This is a genomic window from Ochrobactrum sp. BTU2, from assembly GCF_024539785.1.
GTDB classification, from domain to species: domain Bacteria; phylum Pseudomonadota; class Alphaproteobacteria; order Rhizobiales; family Rhizobiaceae; genus Brucella; species Brucella anthropi.
This window is the reverse complement of record NZ_JAHWRG010000002.1, coordinates 128,673-144,474: the sequence shown is the minus strand read 5'-3', so window position 1 is coordinate 144,474 and position 15,802 is coordinate 128,673. Positions and strand designations below refer to the sequence as shown.

Here is a 15,802-nt window from a genome sequence, read left to right as displayed (position 1 = left end):
CTTATTTCTTTCGAATAAGGAAGCGATGCAACGTCCCTTGGTGCTCCTGTGCGACCAGGGCGTGGCCTTCCTGCGTGCAGAAATGCGGGATGTCGATACCGGACAGCGGATCGGTCGCTTCCACCCAGAGAAGCGCTTCGCTCGGCATTTTTTCCAGACGATTGCGGGTTTTCAAAACCGGAAGGGGGCATTTAAGCCCCCTCAGGTCGTAAACAGGAATGTCATCCTGCAAGGCCATCAGTTCCCGATGATCTTCCACCATGGCTTCTTCGGTTCGGGGGCTGCGACAGCTGCCGGCTGTTCGACATTCTGCGCCACCGTGCTGGCGGTCGTCATTGGAGAGACCTGAGGTGAAACGGACTGAGCAGCCTGCGCTGCAGCCGGATTTGGCTGTGGTGCGGGCACAGCTGCGGTCTGTGTCGTCGGCTGAGCCGAAACAGCAGCCGGTTGCGGCGTTGCAGCAATGGCTGTCGGCTGTGCGGCTGGCGTTGCCGGGCGAATGTCCGGTGCGCCCGCCTTTTCAGCAGAAGAAGCGGTGAGTGACGGCGGTTCCCGCGTTACCTTTTCACCGCGTGCACGCGCAGCGCTCCAGGCGGAGACGAGCTTGGCTTCGGCGATGCCCTGAATAGACGGTGCCGGTGCCTTCTGGCTGGCGCTGAATGCCGACTGGTAGGTCTTTTCGTAAGACGCATAGGACATGGCCTCGCCGCCAGCCGATGGCGGGCAGGCGTCCGTTGCGGACAGAGGCTGGCCGTCCGGTGTCGCGACGTTGAACACATAGCGCTTTTCGCAGACATCGACCTTCGGCGGCACCTTGGTGACCTCGAAAGAGTCGTAGCCCTGCTTCAGCATCTTCCAGAAGGAATAATTCGGGTCGCTCTTGTATCGCGCCATGTTGGCAGCTGTCATACGGAACGGAAACGCCTGAATCTGGAAATCGCGCTGGCCGCCCTTGAAGGCGTCGCGACCGAAGGCGTAAATCTCGGCAACCTGTTCGTCGGTCATCGAGTAACAGCCCGACGACGAGCATGCGCCATGCACCATCAGGTGCTGGCCCGTGCGGCCATTGGCGCGGTCATAGGCGTTGGGGAAACCGATGTTGAACGAGAGATAATAGCTCGAATTCGGATTCATCTGGGCGGGGCGGACGTTGTAGAAACCTTCCGGCGCCTGACGGTCACCCTCGATATATTTCGGCCCGAGCTTGCCCGACCATTTGCAGATGTCGTAGGACGCGATCTGGTCGTACTTGCCGTTGTTCTTCTGCTTCCAGACCTCGAGTGTGCCTTCTTCCTTGAAAATGCGTACCATGATTGGCGAGGTGCGGGTCATGCCCTTCGCCTTCATCTTGGCAACGACTTTCTCGGGAAGCGGCTTCTCGGCCCGGAGGCTTAGATCGGATACGGACGAACCCTGACAGCCGGCGAGGAGCGCGGTTGCCATTACGGAGCCTAGAATTGCGGTTCTGATCTTCATGTCGCATCGAGTCTGTTAGAGCTACGCCAGAGACTTTATGAGCAAAAGCCAATTTCCTGAACGTCGAATTTTAAAACCGAAACCTTACGGTATCGTTTATAAATCCTTGCTCAGATAGCTAAAGCGCGTCGCGTTCTATCATATCTTTGCGATGCGCTTTAGCTGTTTATTTTCTGGAGCATGTCGGTTCCGGAAAACCGGTTTCCACTTTTCCGCGACATGCTTTGAAATCCAGCGCGTCGGCAATATGGCCGAATTTGCAGCATGATGCAAATCCGGGAGGCGCGAGGCCTCCCGGACGGGTCTTCTTTTTGTTCTGAACCGCGCATCTTACCCCCGAAAACCGTATTACACTTTTCGGGATGCGCTCCAATTCGCGGTGAAAATCAGATGTTGCGGCCGATTTCGAGGAATTTCTGGCGGCGTTCCTGCTTCAGCGTTTCGCCGTCGATATCCTTCATCGAGCGCAGCGATGCTGTGATGATATCGCCAGCCGCATCGATGACGGCTTCCTTGCCGCGATGCGCGCCACCCATAGGTTCAGGAATGACACCGTCAATGACCTTCAGGTCAAACAGGTCCTGTGCGGTGATACGCATGCTTGAGGCGGCATCCTTGGCGCGGGTGGAATCGTGCCAGAGGATCGAGGCCGCGCCCTCTGGCGAAATGACCGAATAGATTGAATGCTCAAGCATATAGACGCGGTTTGCAACGGCGATGGCGATTGCGCCACCCGAACCGCCTTCACCGATGATGATCGAGATGACCGGGACGCGCAGCCGGAGGCATTCTGCAGTCGAGCGCGCAATGGCTTCAGCCTGGCCGCGTTCTTCGGCGCTGACACCCGGATAGGCGCCTGCCGTGTCGACGAAAGTGATGAGCGGCAGCTGGAAACGGTCCGCCATTTCCATGATGCGGACGGCCTTGCGATAGCCTTCCGGACGGGCCGAGCCGAAATTGTGCTTCAGGCGCGTCTTGGTGTCGGAACCTTTTTCCTGCCCGATGATCGCAACGGCCTGACCGTTGAAGCGGCCAAAACCAGTCTGGAGAGCTTCGTCATTGGCAAACTTGCGGTCACCGGCGAGCGGAGTGAATTCGGTGAACAGCCGGTCAATATATTCCAGGCAATGCGGACGGTCCGGATGGCGGGCGATCTGCGTCTTCTGCCACGGGGTCAGCTTGCGATAGATGTCCTTCAGCGCATCGGCCGAACGCTTCTCGAGGCGACGAATCTCGTCGCTCATCTCGACGCTGCCTTGTTCCTGTGCGAGCTTCTTCAGCTCCAGAATCTGGCCTTCGAGGTCGGCGACGGGTTTTTCAAAATCGAGATAGTTGTACATCGGGCCTGACTGTTCGTGCGTTTTCCAAAGGGATTAGCGCTATTGCGAGCCTGAAAAAGGCTGTTTTACGGCGCTTTACATATTCACTACTGGCTCATCTTGCAAATTTTCGACTTTCTCATAACCGGACAGAGGCTAATCGGCAAGCGGATGATGCTCGCTGACAAGCTTATGCAGTCTTTCCTCCAGCACATGCGTATAGATTTGCGTCGTTGAAATGTCGGCGTGGCCGAGCAATTGCTGCACGGTACGCAGATCCGCACCGTTCTGCAGCAGATGGCTGGCAAAAGCATGGCGGAGCACGTGCGGTGAAACGGCTGCCGCCGATAATCCTGCCCGTGCGGCAAGCCCCTTCAATTCGCGGGCAAAAACCTGACGCGCCAGGTGGCCGCTTTCCGAAAAAGCCGGAAACAGCCACGGATTGTCGTCGCTGCCAGGCAGGGAATCCCGCAAGGCGAGAAAGCGCTGCAGCGCCTCACGTGCCTTGGGCGAAAGCGGAACCATACGTTCTTTGGAGCCTTTGCCGCGAACCAGCAGGAAGCGGTGGTCGGTGCGCGCAACGCCGACCGGCAGGCCGACAAGTTCGGAAACGCGCATGCCGGTGGCATAAAGTGTTTCAATGAGAGCGTGAAGACGCAGCGCCTTGAAGCGCTCTGCCGGTTCCGCTTCTTCGCTGGTTTCAAGTGCTGCGCGGTCGAGTAGTTTTGTGACGTTCTCAACGCTCATGATTTTCGGCAAAGGCTTCTGCTTTTTCGGCGCATCGACCGTGCCGGTTGGATCGTCCTGCCGATAACCTTCCGAATAGAGAAAGCGGAAGAACTGGCGTAGCGCCGACAGACGTCGGGCTTGCGATGTTGCGGCAAAACCTTCCGTTGCCATGGCATCGATGGCGCTGCGAATATGGTCGGCTCCCGCTTCGGCAAGATTGACGCCTCGGGCCGACAGCGTCTCTGCCACCGCCTCAAGATCGCGCCGGTAGGATTCAAGCGTGTTTTCCGCCGCGCCGCGTTCGGCGCTCATCATTTCCAGAAAGTTCTCGATCGCCAGTGATGCGCGCATTGTCATTCCTGCGGTGTCTGCGGCGATTGGGGCGCCGTATCGGCGGTCTCCGCAGGGGCAGGCTCGGCTGCGGGAGCTGACGGAGGCGCAATCGTGACCGGTTTCAGCTTCGAAGCCGGTATTTCGACGGTGATCTCGCGTGTGTCCGGCTCAACGAAATTGGCAAGTGCATACATCGCGCCATAAACGACGGCGGCGACAAGGGCGAGAAAGAGGACGAGGCGCGTTAGCGTAGGCATTCATCTTTTATGCTGTGGCATTGGGACGAAAGCAAGGAGGGGGGACGAAAGCAAGGAGGAGGAATGAAAGAGGAGACAAGAGCCCAATCATGCAAAAAAGCCATGCTTGCGGCCATGCACGCCCTGAAAACCAATCAAAGCAATTGACGCCGCCCTGTTTTTCATGTGGAACCGGAGCAAATGGACGAGGTCAATGAGCAGCACGACAAAACAAAACAATCTACATGAGAAAGCGGAGCTGATCCGCGATCTTCTCGGTTCGAAAGTCGTGGTGCTCGTGGGGCTGATGGGTGCAGGCAAATCCACCGTCGGACGCAAGGCTGCAGCCTTGCTCGGCCTGCCGTTTCGCGATGCCGATACGGAGATCGAAGCGGTTTCCCGCATGACCATTCCTGAATTGTTTGAAGCATATGGCGAGGTCGAGTTCCGCGATCTCGAACGTCGCGTCATCATGCGCCTGCTCGAAGACGGACCGATGGTTCTGGCCACCGGCGGCGGGGCCTATATGAATGCCGAAACACGCGCGGCAATCGGTCGTGCAGGTGTTTCCGTCTGGCTCAATGCGGAAATCGATATTCTGATGGAGCGCGTATCGCGCCGCCAGAACCGCCCGCTGCTGAAAAACAGCGATCCGCGCGGCGTCATGCTGCGGCTGATGAATGAACGTTATCCCGTCTATGCGTTGGCCGACCTTCAGCTGATGACGCGGGATGACAAGAAGGAAGTGATCGCTGCCGAACTGCTCGATGTTCTGGCGGATCATCTCGAAAGATTAGAGGCATAATCGGTCCGGTAGAACAAGCCACCGATGTCTTCGCCGCATGTATTGGAGACTACGCATGAACGCGCCTTCCATCGCCCAGGATGTTACGATCGTTCCCGTGTCGCTTGGCGACCGCTCCTACGATATTCTGATCGGCAAGGGGCTGGTGGATCGTGCAGGCGAGGAGTTGGCGAAGCGTCTGAAAGGCGTGCGCGTGGCGGTGGTGACGGACGAAAATGTTGCCAAGGCGCATCTGGAGCGCCTGACAGCAAGCTTCGCTAAGGCCGGTATCGATGTGACGCCGGTGATTGTTGCGCCGGGCGAAAAGTCCAAATCCTTCGGTACGCTGGAAACCGTCACCAATGCTGTACTGGCGGCGCGTCTGGAGCGCGGCGATGCGGTCGTGGCATTTGGCGGCGGTGTGGTTGGCGATCTTTCGGGCTTCGTCGCCGGTATCGTGAGGCGCGGCATGAATTTCGTGCAGATGCCGACTTCGCTCCTGTCGCAGGTGGATTCCTCGGTCGGTGGCAAGACCGGGATCAACACGGCACATGGCAAAAATCTCGTCGGTGTCTTTTATCAGCCGCAGCTGGTTCTGGCCGATACGGAGGTTCTCGATACGCTGAGCCCGCGTGAATTCCGGGCCGGTTATGCCGAAGTTGCGAAATACGGCCTGATCGACCGCCCGGATTTTTTCGAATGGCTGGAACAGAACTGGCAGGAGGTCTTCTCCGGCGGCGCGGCACGGACGCAAGCCATCGCTGAATCCTGCCGTTGCAAGGCAGCCGTTGTTGCGCGCGACGAGCGCGAAACCGGTGACCGGGCGCTTCTCAATCTCGGCCATACTTTCGGTCACGCGCTGGAAACGGCAACGGGCTACGATTCGACCCGTCTTGTGCATGGTGAAGGTGTGGCTATCGGCATGGCGCTGGCCCATCGCTTTTCGGTCAAGATGAACCTGTGCGGCATCGAGGATGCGGAGCGTGTCGAAGCGCATCTGAAGGCGGTCGGCCTGCCATACCGGCTGTCGGATGTGCCGGGCGGGTTGCCACCGGCGGAAAAGTTGATGGATTATATTGCGCAGGACAAGAAAGTGGCGCGTGGTGCGCTCACCTTCATCCTGACGCGCGGCATCGGCCAGTCCTTTATTGCCAAGGACGTGCCACCGGCCGCCGTGCTGGAATTTTTGAAAGAACGTCTGGAAACGAAATAATACCAAGTCTCGGTGAGTTTGGCTCATCGAGACTTGGTTAAGCCCGTGCGGCGATTGAGCAACTTCAGGGCGTGATGCGTCAGCATCTTAGCGCCCTGCTATAAGAGGATAAGGCGGATGGCTTTCGAGCTCTGGGTTATGTGCGGCATCATCCTGCTCTGCGTCATTCTCTCTGCATTCTTTTCCGGGTCCGAAACGGCGCTGACGGCGGCGTCTCGAGCCCGGATGCACACGCTCGAACATAATGGCGACGAGCGCGCAGGGCTGGTCCAGCGCCTCATCAGTCGTCGCGACCGGCTGATCGGTGCGCTTCTGATCGGCAACAACCTCGCCAATATTCTGGCGTCCTCCATTGCCACCAGCATCTTTTTGAACCTGTTCGGCGATGCGGGCGTTGCTTATGCCACGCTGGCAATGACGGTCATTCTGGTCATTTTCGCGGAAGTGCTGCCGAAATCCTGGGCGATTTCCGGTCCAGACCGGTTTTCGCTTGCCGTTGCACGCGGCGTGTCGCTGGTCGTCCTGATCCTCGGCCCGATTTCCAGTGCGGTGAACCGCATTGTGCGCGCGATCCTGAAGCTCTGTGGCATCAATCTTGCCGCCGGTCGGTCCATGTTGAGCCCGCAGGAGGAATTGCGCGGTGCGGTCGAGGTGCTGCATCGCGACAAGTCGCTCATCAAGGAAGATCGTGACCAGCTGGGCGGCCTGCTCGACCTCAAGGAGCTGGAAGTCAGCGACGTCATGGTGCACCGGACCTCGATGGGCACCGTCAATGCCGATGCTCCGGCGGATGAGATCGTGCGCGATATTCTGGCCAGCCCGCATACACGTATGCCGCTCTGGCGCGACGATATCGATAATATTGTCGGCATTATCCACACCAAGGACCTGCTGCGCGCGCTTTACGACGTCGACAATGATTTCAAGCGCATCGACATCATGAAGGTTGCGCGCAAGCCGTGGTTCGTGCCCGACACGACCACGTTGCAGGACCAGCTCGACGCGTTTCTCCGCCGGAAGGCGCATATTGCCATCGTCGTCGACGAGTATGGTGACGTGCAGGGGCTGGTGACGCTTGAGGATATTCTGGAAGAAATCGTCGGCGATATTGCCGACGAACACGATATCGAAATCCAGGGTGTTCGCCTGCAGCCGGATGGTTCGGTGATTGTCGACGGATCGCTGCCGATTCGCGATATCAACCGCGCGCTTGACTGGTCTTTGCCGGATGAGGAAGCGACAACGATTGCCGGTCTGGTCATTCATGAGACCCAGACCATTCCCGAAGTGAAACAGGCTTTCACCTTTTACGGGAAGCGCTTTTCCGTCCTGAAGAAGGAAAAGAATCGCCTGACACGGCTGCGCATCGTGCCGCTTGATGCCGATGGAAAGCCTGCGCCCATAGTTGCGGCGCTGCCGCGCTGAAAGCTATCGCGGGAGCAGTTTCCACCTAACACTTTGTTTCTGAATATTTTAATCCCAGACTAAAGCCAGTTTTCGGCCGGAAAATCTGGCCGGGCTGGCGTTGTTTTTTCCGGTTTCTTGTGCGCGTTTCAGTATTAAATATAAGTAATAATAAAACGATATTATAGTATAATATTATTCTAGTCTAATATATGGCGGATACAACTACTGGTAATAGAAAAAAATTCATTTGAAATTATTGAAAATATACGCTTCTATACAATTGTTTTTCGCAACAATAAGGCTACTAATAATCCGGTAGCATCCATTATATATATGACTTATGTTTGGATACGAAAACTACGGAGAAAATCGCCTACGACCTGCTTTACAATTAGAGAAATACAGCCTTGGTCTATTGGTACTTGCACTAGATACTATCCTGGAATTTCTTTTCTCCGCAAAGTTCGAACTATCTGGTCTATATTACAAAGGCGCCCTTTCGGGCGCCTTTGTAATATAGACCAGGGTTTACGCCGGATCTGATCAGGGGAAGAGACGTTCCCGTCTGGGACGGCATGTCGAGCCCGGATGCCGAGTGATGGATAGTCGTGAAGCTGCTCAGCGCCGCGTTGCTTCGCCAGGAGCGGAAGGCTCCAGTGCAAGTGCATGGACGCCGCTATCCAGTTCTTCCTTCAAAAGTTCGTTAATGGCGCGGTGGCGCTGAATGCGACTCATTCCGGCAAAAGCTTGGGCAACGATACGGATGCGAAAGTGTGTTTCGCCGGTGCCGTCATAGACTTCATGATGTCCGCGCTCCTCGTGATGATGTCCGGCGTGGAGATGGCTTTCATTAATGACTTCAAGCCGTTCGGGAGCGAAAGCCGTGGTCAGTTTCGCTTCCATCGCGCTTTGTTTGCTATTGTGAATGGACATTTGGACCACTTCTCCCCATATAGACGCTGTGCCTCATATAACGTTGCTTCGGCAGCAAAAGGTGGGGCAAATCCGCACAGGAAAGCAACCTGCTTCAAAATTTCGCCCAGTTGAAATGGCCAAAAGCCAGACCGGACGAAATGTCAATTCTTGTTCAGCAACTCATAATCCGCATAATTCGATTCGATGACAACGAACTCAAAATTTTTCGACAGTATCCGCATCAAGCCCAAGAAGACCGCGGAAGCGAAGGCTTCGGGGCCTTGCTGCCAGTGGGACGGGTGCGACAAGCCAGGCACGCATCGCGCGCCTGTCGGACGCATGCGCGAAGGTGAATATTTCCGCTTCTGTGTTGATCACGTGCGGGAATATAACAAGAATTTCAATTACTTCTCTGGCCTTTCCGATGGCGACATCGCGAAATTCCAGAAGGATGCGATTACGGGTCATCGACCGACATGGTCGACGACGGCGAACTCCACCGCCAAGCCGCGCACGTCGCCGGACGTGGCGAAGGTACGTTCCGGTTCGGCTTCCTATCACAACCGCATCCGCGATCCCTTCAACCTTTTCAAGGAAGCCAAGGGACATGCGCCGGGCCAGAAAGCGCAGCGCAAGCCGCGTACGCTCGAGATAAAGGCGCTGGCGACACTCGGTCTTGAACCAAATTCGACTGGCGATAAGATCAAGGCGCGCTATAAAGAGCTGGTAAAACAGCACCATCCCGATGCGAATGGTGGTGATCGCGGATCGGAAGAAAGATTTCGCGATGTTATTCAGGCTTATCAATTGCTCAAGCAGGCAGGTTTTTGCTAAAGCCTGTTTGGGTCTGAAAGGCCGACTATGGGGCTGTCGCCGACAGCTCCGACGGACATTCTTCTGCCGCGCGATTGCGTGGACGCAAGCACGGATGCCCGCAACGAATTACGGAAGGGGCATACCGTCCGGCTCGCCGGAAAAACATGCCCACGGGTGAAAGTTGCCGGTCGGTAGCTTGCCGGTATTAATTCGCGGCCGGTCGCTGCCTGCCGCTCTGGAGGCATGATGAACAAGGTTGAGCGGGATATAGCCAATTTGCCGGATACAACGGTTTCGGTGCGCGAAGTGTTCGGGATCGATTCCGACATGACGGTGCCAGCCTATGCGGCAGGCGATTCCTATGTGCCGGAGCTTGATCCGGATTATCTTTTCGACCGTCAGACGACGCTCGCGATCCTTGCAGGCTTTGCCTATAACCGCCGCGTGATGGTTTCCGGTTATCACGGCACCGGCAAGTCGACCCATATCGAACAGGTCGCAGCCCGCCTCAACTGGCCTTGCGTGCGCGTCAACCTCGACAGCCATGTCAGCCGTATCGATCTCGTCGGCAAGGATGCCATCGTCGTGAAAGACGGCATGCAGGTCACCGAATTCAAGGACGGCATCCTGCCCTGGGCCTATCAGCACAATGTGGCTCTCGTTTTCGACGAATATGATGCGGGTCGTCCGGACGTGATGTTCGTGATCCAGCGCATTCTGGAAACTTCGGGCCGTCTGACCCTGCTCGACCAGAGCCGCGTTATCCATCCGCATCCGGCTTTCCGTCTGTTCGCCACTGCCAACACCGTTGGCCTCGGTGACACGACCGGCCTCTATCACGGCACCCAGCAGATCAACCAGGCGCAGATGGACCGCTGGTCCATTGTGACGACGCTGAACTATCTGCCGCACGACAATGAAGTGAACATCGTTCTCGCCAAGGCCAAGCATTACCAGAATGCCGAAGGCCGCGAGATTGTGAACAAGATGGTGCGCGTGGCCGACATGACCCGTCAGGCCTTCATCAATGGCGATCTCTCGACCGTCATGAGCCCGCGTACGGTCATCACATGGTCCGAAAACGCCGCGATCTTCAACGATGTCGGCTTTGCCTTCCGCCTGACCTTCCTCAACAAGTGCGACGAACTGGAACGCCCGATTGTGGCCGAGTTCTATCAGCGCGCTTTCGGCGTTGAGCTGCCCGAATCGGCAGCGAATATCGTTCTCGCTTGATGCGGAAGAAGCCTGCCGCCTGAGCGTGTCCGGCGGCAGCGCACTGTCTGATGCGGGGGCGATGAGCTTCGCCCTTGCTTGAAAGCGAAGTCAGGATAGGCATATGTCGGGCCAGAAGTCAGGAATAGGCGATAATTCGCGCGAGCGTAAACCGGGGCCGGTGGATTCCGAACCGTTCAAGCGCGCTCTAACGGCTTGTGTCCGTGCCATTTCCGGTGAGCATGAGCTGGAAGTGGCGTTCACCAACGACCGCCCGGCATTAAGCGCCAATCGCGCCCGTCTTCCCGATCTGCCGAAGCGCCCGACTGCGCACGATATCGCCGTCACCCGTGGCCTCGGCGATTCCATGGCGCTGCGTCAGGCACGTCACAATCCGCGCATTCACGCGGCCCTTGCCCCGGAAGGAAAGCAGGCGCGCGCGATCTACGACGCTGTCGAGCAGGCGCGTGTGGAAGCCATCGGCGCCCGCGCCATGGCAGGCATGGCGGATAATCTCACCACCATGCTTGCGGACAAATATTCGAAAGCCAATTTCTCTGCAGTTACCGCCAAGGAAGACGCGCCGCTTGAGGAAGCCGTATCGCTTCTGCTGCGTGAAAAGCTGACCGGACGGTCCGCCCCTGCCGAAGCCGGACAGGTGCTCGAGCTGTGGCGCGAGTGGATCGAGCAGAAGGCCGCAGCCGACATTGCGCGGCTTGGCGACAATCTCGAAGACCAGCAGGCCTTTGCGCGCACGGTGCGTGACATGCTCGCCTCCATGGATATGGCGGAGGAGCTGTCGCAGGAAGAACCGAGCGACGAAGAAGAGCAGAACGACGAGCAGACGCCGGATTCCGACGAGAACGAGGAAGGTGGCGACGAGAGCCAGGAAGGTTCCGATTCCGCTGAAAGCGAAGAATCCGACAGTTCGAGCGATGAAGGCGAGCAGGGCGAAATGGATGCCGCCGATGCTTCTGCCGACGACATGGACGACAGCGACGATATCGACGCGGAAACGCCGGGCGATACACGCCGTCCGAACCAGCCTTTCGCCAATTTTGCCGAACATGTCGACTACAAGGTCTTCACGCGAGAGTTCGATGAAGAGGTTGAAGCGGTTGATCTTTGCGACGAGGCGGAACTAGACCGCCTTCGCAGCTTCCTCGACAAGCAGCTTGCCAATCTGCAGGGCGTGGTGGGGCGTCTGGCCAACCGCTTGCAGCGCCGTCTGATGGCGCAGCAGAATCGCTCCTGGGATTTCGATCTGGAAGAGGGCTATCTCGATTCGGCTCGTCTGGTGCGCATCGTCATTGATCCGACGCAGCCGCTTTCCTACAAGCAGGAGCGCGATACGGATTTTCGCGATACGGTCGTGACGCTGGTTCTGGACAATTCCGGCTCCATGCGCGGCCGTCCGATCACGGTCGCCGCGACCTGCGCGGACATTCTTGCCCGCACGCTGGAGCGTTGCGGCGTGAAGGTGGAGATTCTCGGTTTCACCACCAAGGCGTGGAAGGGTGGCCAGTCACGCGAAGCGTGGCTTGGACGCGGCAAGCCTGCCAATCCGGGTCGCCTCAATGATCTGCGCCATATCGTCTACAAGAGCGCCGATGCGCCCTGGCGGCGGGCACGGCGCAATCTCGGCCTGATGATGCGCGAAGGCCTGCTGAAGGAAAATATCGACGGTGAGGCGCTGATCTGGGCGCATCAGCGGCTGCTGGCGCGTCCCGAGCAACGCAAGATCCTGATGATGATCTCGGACGGCGCTCCCGTCGACGATTCGACACTTTCCGTCAATCCGGGCAACTATCTCGAACGCCATCTGCGCGCCGTGATTGAAGAGATCGAAACACGCTCTCCGGTGGAGTTGATTGCAATCGGTATCGGCCATGATGTCACGCGCTATTATCAGCGTGCTGTCACCATCGTTGATGCGGAAGAACTGGCAGGCGCGATGACGGAGCAGCTCGCCTCGCTGTTCGAAGAGCAGGGTGCTGCAGCCTCGGGCAGGGGACAGCGCCGCGCTGGCGGACGATAAAAATCAGGGATAGAAAAGGGCGCTTGAAGCGCCCTTTTTCATGCCTGCTGTTTGGTTGCAGCCAGAACGATTTCGCGTATGCACACGCCCTGGGGCTGTTCATAGGCATAGAGAATGGCGCGGGCCACATCGTCGGCTGAAAGCACAGGCGCGCCCATTTCTTTCTTCCATGCTTCGTAACCGGCCTTGATACCGGCGTCGCTGGTATGGCTCAGAAGTTCCGTTTCCACGGCGCCTGGCGCGATCGTCACGACACGGACATTATGTGGCGAAAGTTCTTCGCGCAGGTTTTCCGACATGCCGTGCACGGCGAACTTCGTGCCAACATAGGCGACATGATTGGCGAAGGTCTTGCGGCCAGCCACCGAGCTGATGTTGATGATTGTGCCGTGCTTGCGCGCAGCCATGCCAGCGGAGACAGCATGAATGCCGTTGAGAAGGCCTTTGACATTGACCTCCAGCATCCGGTCCCATTCATCCGGGTTTCTGCTTGCTCACTTCACCCAGCAACATCACACCGGCATTATTGATGATAGCATCGGCAGGACCGAACATGGCTTCGGCTTCCTGGACGGCTGCCACAAGCGCCTTCCGGTCAGTGACGTCGACGGATTTGCAGAGCGTGTCTGGCAGGTTGAGCTTTTCCATCGCGTCCAGTCGGCGCGCCAGAAGCAGCAATGGATGACCGCGATGGGCAAACATTTTTGCAGTGGCAAGGCCAATGCCCGAGCTTGCGCCGGTAATAATGACGAGTGGAAGTTTTTCCTTATTCAAGGACATCTAATCAATCCTTACCTAAATATAAATATAGTCAACCGAAACAGGAAAGCCGACGCCTGAATAATTTCAGGCGTCTTTTGCTTTCTATACGTAATATAGAAATCCGTTCCGATAAAGAAAGACCGCAGGAAAAAGCTGCGGTCTGTCGGAAAGCGGTTCATACAGGGGATATTTATTGAGGAAAACCGGTTTTCGTTGCGTTCAACGGATCGTGAATCCTCGAGAATATCAGCCAGCGTTTGTCCGGTTTGGCGCGTAAAGCGTCGGGGCAAAGACGGCGAGGATTGCGCCATAGGGGATCAGCATCAGCGTTCCCATAATGACCTTCACGAAGAAGTCGCCGAAAGCAAGCGAGGCCCAGAGCGGCACGCCAAGGCCGAGGAAGGATGCAGGTTCGGCAAGCGACGAATCGGGCATTCCGGTCAGCCTGTCGATCCAGGCGAAACCGGCTGCGAAGGCAATCGAGAAGAACAGGATTGTATCGAGCACCGAACCGAACATGGCGGCAGCAAAGGGAGCCTTCCACCAGGTCTTGCGACGCAGGCGGTCGAAGACTGTGATGTCCATCAGCTGTGCGAGAAGGAAGGCGGAGCCGGAGGCAATCGCGATACGCGGCGTGGCGAGCCAGACCGACATGATGACGCCAAGCACGAAACCGGCATAGACGACCTTGCGCGCAGCAGCGGGGCCGAAGCGGCGATTCGTCAGGTCATTGACCAGAAAGGCGATGGGGTAGGTGAAGGCGCCGTAGGTCAGCACTTCACCGAGGCCGAAATGCTGGAATGGATACTGGACAAGTATGTTCGACGCGGCAACCGCCACGCACATGGCCAGTATCGCAGGCATAAGCCGGGAATAAGAAGGTGTCTCGATTGACATTTTTTTATCCTGGGTGATGGAACCAGCAAAAAAGGCCGACAAAAGCCGGCCTTTTTTGTCGAAATTTTTGGCCGGAAGCTTAGGCAGCGACTGCTGCTTCAGCCTGCTTCTTTGCGATCTGACGCTTCAGCAGGCGAGCGCGCTGCGAAAGTTCCTTGTCGTCAGACTTGACGAGGAACGCATCGAGACCGCCGCGATGTTCAACCGAACGCAGAGCGTTGGCGGAAACGCGCAGGCGATAGCTCTGGCCGAGCGTTTCGGACATCAGCGTAACATTGCAGAGGTTCGGCAGAAAGCGGCGACGCGTCTTGTTGTTCGCGTGGCTGACATTGTTGCCGTACTGGACCGACTTGCCGGTCAATTCACAAGCGCGGGACATTTTGGTCTCACCTTCAATTACGTTCTTCAGGCCCCGACCCGAATGTCCGAATTCAAGCAATCAACGCAGTTTGATGCTGCTGGCGCGCGATCTCGGACAGGCGGCCTATTGGGAAAGTCGCGTTTCTATAGTGACAGCAGCCGTTGCAGTCAAGTGAGATTCCGTATCCATCGCGCAAAGACGCGGTTTTCCGGCTTTCGCACGGTCTTCGCGAAAGCTTGCGATCATAACTTCGCCAGTTTTGCTTGGCTTACACAGATACTGTATCGAAGAATCCCACGCAACTTTTGGGCGTTTCAATGTGGTTGAAAACCATCAGGAGACGACCAGGCGAAAAACAAGTCGCAAGATAGGATAAAGCGAATTTGCTTTGAGTTTTTGTCTTTACGCATGTCTTTATGGAAAACGGTCTCTCTCTTCCACGACGTGCTTTAGCGAAAGGAATGCGCGCATGATCGAACCGTCGCATGAGTTGAAGCCCGTCTGGCAGCGGCTGGCGCATTATGGTGTGTTGACCTTTGCGGGCCTGATCCTTGCGGGATTAACGATTGCTAGCGGGCCGGCCAGGGCCAACGATCTTTATCGGACCGAATACGATATTTCCATTTTCGGACTTTCGATTGCGCGGTCTGCCATAGAAACCACGGTCAATGGCGCCAATTACAATCTCAATGGCCGTTTTCTGACTTCCGGTCTGGCGCGTGTGTTCGACGATACGGACGGCACCGTGCACGTTACCGGGAGCGCCGTTGGGGGCAAGGTCGTGCCGAAGAGCTTCGATCTCGCCTATAAGCATGGCCGCAAGAACAAGAGCACGACGATCCGCTTCGCCAATGGCAATGTCGTCGCGGCGGAAAACCAGCCTCCGGTGAAAAAGCGCGACCCGTGGGTGGAAACATCACCGCAGGACCTTCTCAATGTGAGCGATCCGCTGAGCGCGCTCATGATACCTGCAAAGAACGGTCGGGCGGTCTGTGACCGGTCGCTGAGCGTTTTCGACGGTCAGACCCGCGCGGAGATCAAGCTTTCCTTCAATGGCACCGAATCGTTCACGACCGACGGCTTTACCGGCGAATCGGTCGTCTGCTCGGCAAAGTTCGTTCCGATTTCCGGATATCAGAAGGGCAAGAAGGCTATCGATTATCTGAGCAATCGCAGCCGGATCACGATTTCCTTCGCATCGCTTGGCAATTCGGGCATCTATGCGCCCGTCGTGGCGCGAATCGGCACGCAGATCGGCACGCTCAAGATCGAAGCCACCCGTTTTTCCAAGGTGAACTGACCGG

Annotated in this window: 16 protein-coding genes and 1 pseudogene; 8 read left to right on the top strand and 9 right to left on the bottom strand. The window is 57.1% G+C overall.

From position 1 onward, the window contains the following. Window position 1: 1 nt before the first annotated feature. The 5 genes from KWJ32_RS05395 to KWJ32_RS05375 form a co-directional block, all read right to left on the bottom strand. Window positions 2-259: a sulfurtransferase TusA family protein gene (locus tag KWJ32_RS05395; RefSeq protein ID WP_036596460.1), complete on the bottom strand. Its 258-nt coding sequence runs from the start codon at window positions 257-259 to the stop codon at window positions 2-4. Then, complete coding sequence (locus tag KWJ32_RS05390; RefSeq protein ID WP_125333597.1) at window positions 238-1,476, bottom strand: murein L,D-transpeptidase family protein; 1,239 nt, start codon at window positions 1,474-1,476, stop codon at window positions 238-240. Before KWJ32_RS05390 ends, KWJ32_RS05395 begins: the two co-directional genes overlap by 22 nt. A gap of 386 nt (window positions 1,477-1,862) precedes the next feature. Next, a complete protein-coding gene (locus tag KWJ32_RS05385) occupies window positions 1,863-2,816 on the bottom strand; it encodes an acetyl-CoA carboxylase carboxyltransferase subunit alpha (RefSeq protein ID WP_010657619.1) in 954 nt (317 codons plus the stop codon). A gap of 135 nt (window positions 2,817-2,951) precedes the next feature. After that, window positions 2,952-3,875, bottom strand: coding sequence for a site-specific tyrosine recombinase XerD (gene xerD / locus KWJ32_RS05380; protein ID WP_094514494.1), 924 nt, complete (start codon window positions 3,873-3,875; stop codon window positions 2,952-2,954). A gap of 2 nt (window positions 3,876-3,877) precedes the next feature. Continuing rightward, window positions 3,878-4,114, bottom strand: a complete 237-nt coding sequence (locus KWJ32_RS05375) for a hypothetical protein (protein ID WP_012091114.1) — start codon at window positions 4,112-4,114, stop codon at window positions 3,878-3,880. Between the two features lie 193 nt (window positions 4,115-4,307). Between KWJ32_RS05375 and KWJ32_RS05370 the strand changes: the two genes are divergently transcribed. From KWJ32_RS05370 to KWJ32_RS05360, 3 genes are all read left to right on the top strand, one after another. Then, complete coding sequence (locus KWJ32_RS05370; protein WP_010657616.1) at window positions 4,308-4,898, top strand: shikimate kinase; 591 nt, start codon at window positions 4,308-4,310, stop codon at window positions 4,896-4,898. 55 nt (window positions 4,899-4,953) lie between these two features. Next, window positions 4,954-6,090 (top strand): 3-dehydroquinate synthase, encoded by a 1,137-nt coding sequence (gene aroB / locus KWJ32_RS05365; protein WP_125333596.1) that lies wholly within the window; start codon window positions 4,954-4,956, stop codon window positions 6,088-6,090. A gap of 117 nt (window positions 6,091-6,207) precedes the next feature. Beyond that, window positions 6,208-7,515: an HlyC/CorC family transporter gene (locus tag KWJ32_RS05360; protein ID WP_010657614.1), complete on the top strand. Its 1,308-nt coding sequence runs from the start codon at window positions 6,208-6,210 to the stop codon at window positions 7,513-7,515. Window positions 7,516-8,115: 600 nt separating this feature from the next. On the opposite strand, the gene KWJ32_RS05355 is transcribed toward KWJ32_RS05360, so the two are convergent. After that, window positions 8,116-8,430, bottom strand: a complete 315-nt coding sequence (locus KWJ32_RS05355; RefSeq protein WP_010657613.1) for a BolA family protein — start codon at window positions 8,428-8,430, stop codon at window positions 8,116-8,118. On the opposite strand from KWJ32_RS05355, the gene KWJ32_RS28275 reads away from it, so the two are divergent. From KWJ32_RS28275 to cobT, 4 genes are all read left to right on the top strand, one after another. Then, a complete protein-coding gene (locus tag KWJ32_RS28275; protein WP_080514313.1) occupies window positions 8,423-8,620 on the top strand; it encodes a hypothetical protein in 198 nt (65 codons plus the stop codon). The genes KWJ32_RS05355 and KWJ32_RS28275 overlap by 8 nt on opposite strands. Beyond that, window positions 8,617-9,246, top strand: a complete 630-nt coding sequence (locus KWJ32_RS05350; protein WP_151609635.1) for a J domain-containing protein — start codon at window positions 8,617-8,619, stop codon at window positions 9,244-9,246. The genes KWJ32_RS28275 and KWJ32_RS05350 overlap by 4 nt, the downstream gene beginning before the upstream one ends. A 228-nt stretch (window positions 9,247-9,474) precedes the next feature. Further along, window positions 9,475-10,461, top strand: coding sequence for a cobaltochelatase subunit CobS (gene cobS, locus KWJ32_RS05345; RefSeq protein WP_010657611.1), 987 nt, complete (start codon window positions 9,475-9,477; stop codon window positions 10,459-10,461). 103 nt (window positions 10,462-10,564) lie between these two features. Continuing rightward, window positions 10,565-12,478, top strand: a complete 1,914-nt coding sequence (gene cobT / locus KWJ32_RS05340; RefSeq protein ID WP_012091117.1) for a cobaltochelatase subunit CobT — start codon at window positions 10,565-10,567, stop codon at window positions 12,476-12,478. A 38-nt stretch (window positions 12,479-12,516) separates the two neighbouring features. On the opposite strand, the pseudogene KWJ32_RS05335 reads toward cobT, so the two are convergent. The 3 genes and pseudogenes from KWJ32_RS05335 to rpmB all read right to left on the bottom strand — a co-directional run bounded on the left by KWJ32_RS05335 (window position 12,517) and on the right by rpmB (window position 14,516). Further along, a pseudogene (locus KWJ32_RS05335) lies at window positions 12,517-13,258 on the bottom strand (SDR family oxidoreductase). 228 nt (window positions 13,259-13,486) lie between these two features. Then, window positions 13,487-14,137, bottom strand: a complete 651-nt coding sequence (locus KWJ32_RS05330; protein WP_012091119.1) for a queuosine precursor transporter — start codon at window positions 14,135-14,137, stop codon at window positions 13,487-13,489. 79 nt (window positions 14,138-14,216) lie between these two features. Beyond that, window positions 14,217-14,516, bottom strand: a complete 300-nt coding sequence (rpmB, locus tag KWJ32_RS05325) for a 50S ribosomal protein L28 (RefSeq protein WP_010657607.1) — start codon at window positions 14,514-14,516, stop codon at window positions 14,217-14,219. A gap of 451 nt (window positions 14,517-14,967) precedes the next feature. On the opposite strand from rpmB, the gene KWJ32_RS05320 reads away from it, so the two are divergent. After that, a complete protein-coding gene (locus tag KWJ32_RS05320; protein ID WP_012091120.1) occupies window positions 14,968-15,798 on the top strand; it encodes a DUF3108 domain-containing protein in 831 nt (276 codons plus the stop codon). Window positions 15,799-15,802: the final 4 nt, after the last annotated feature.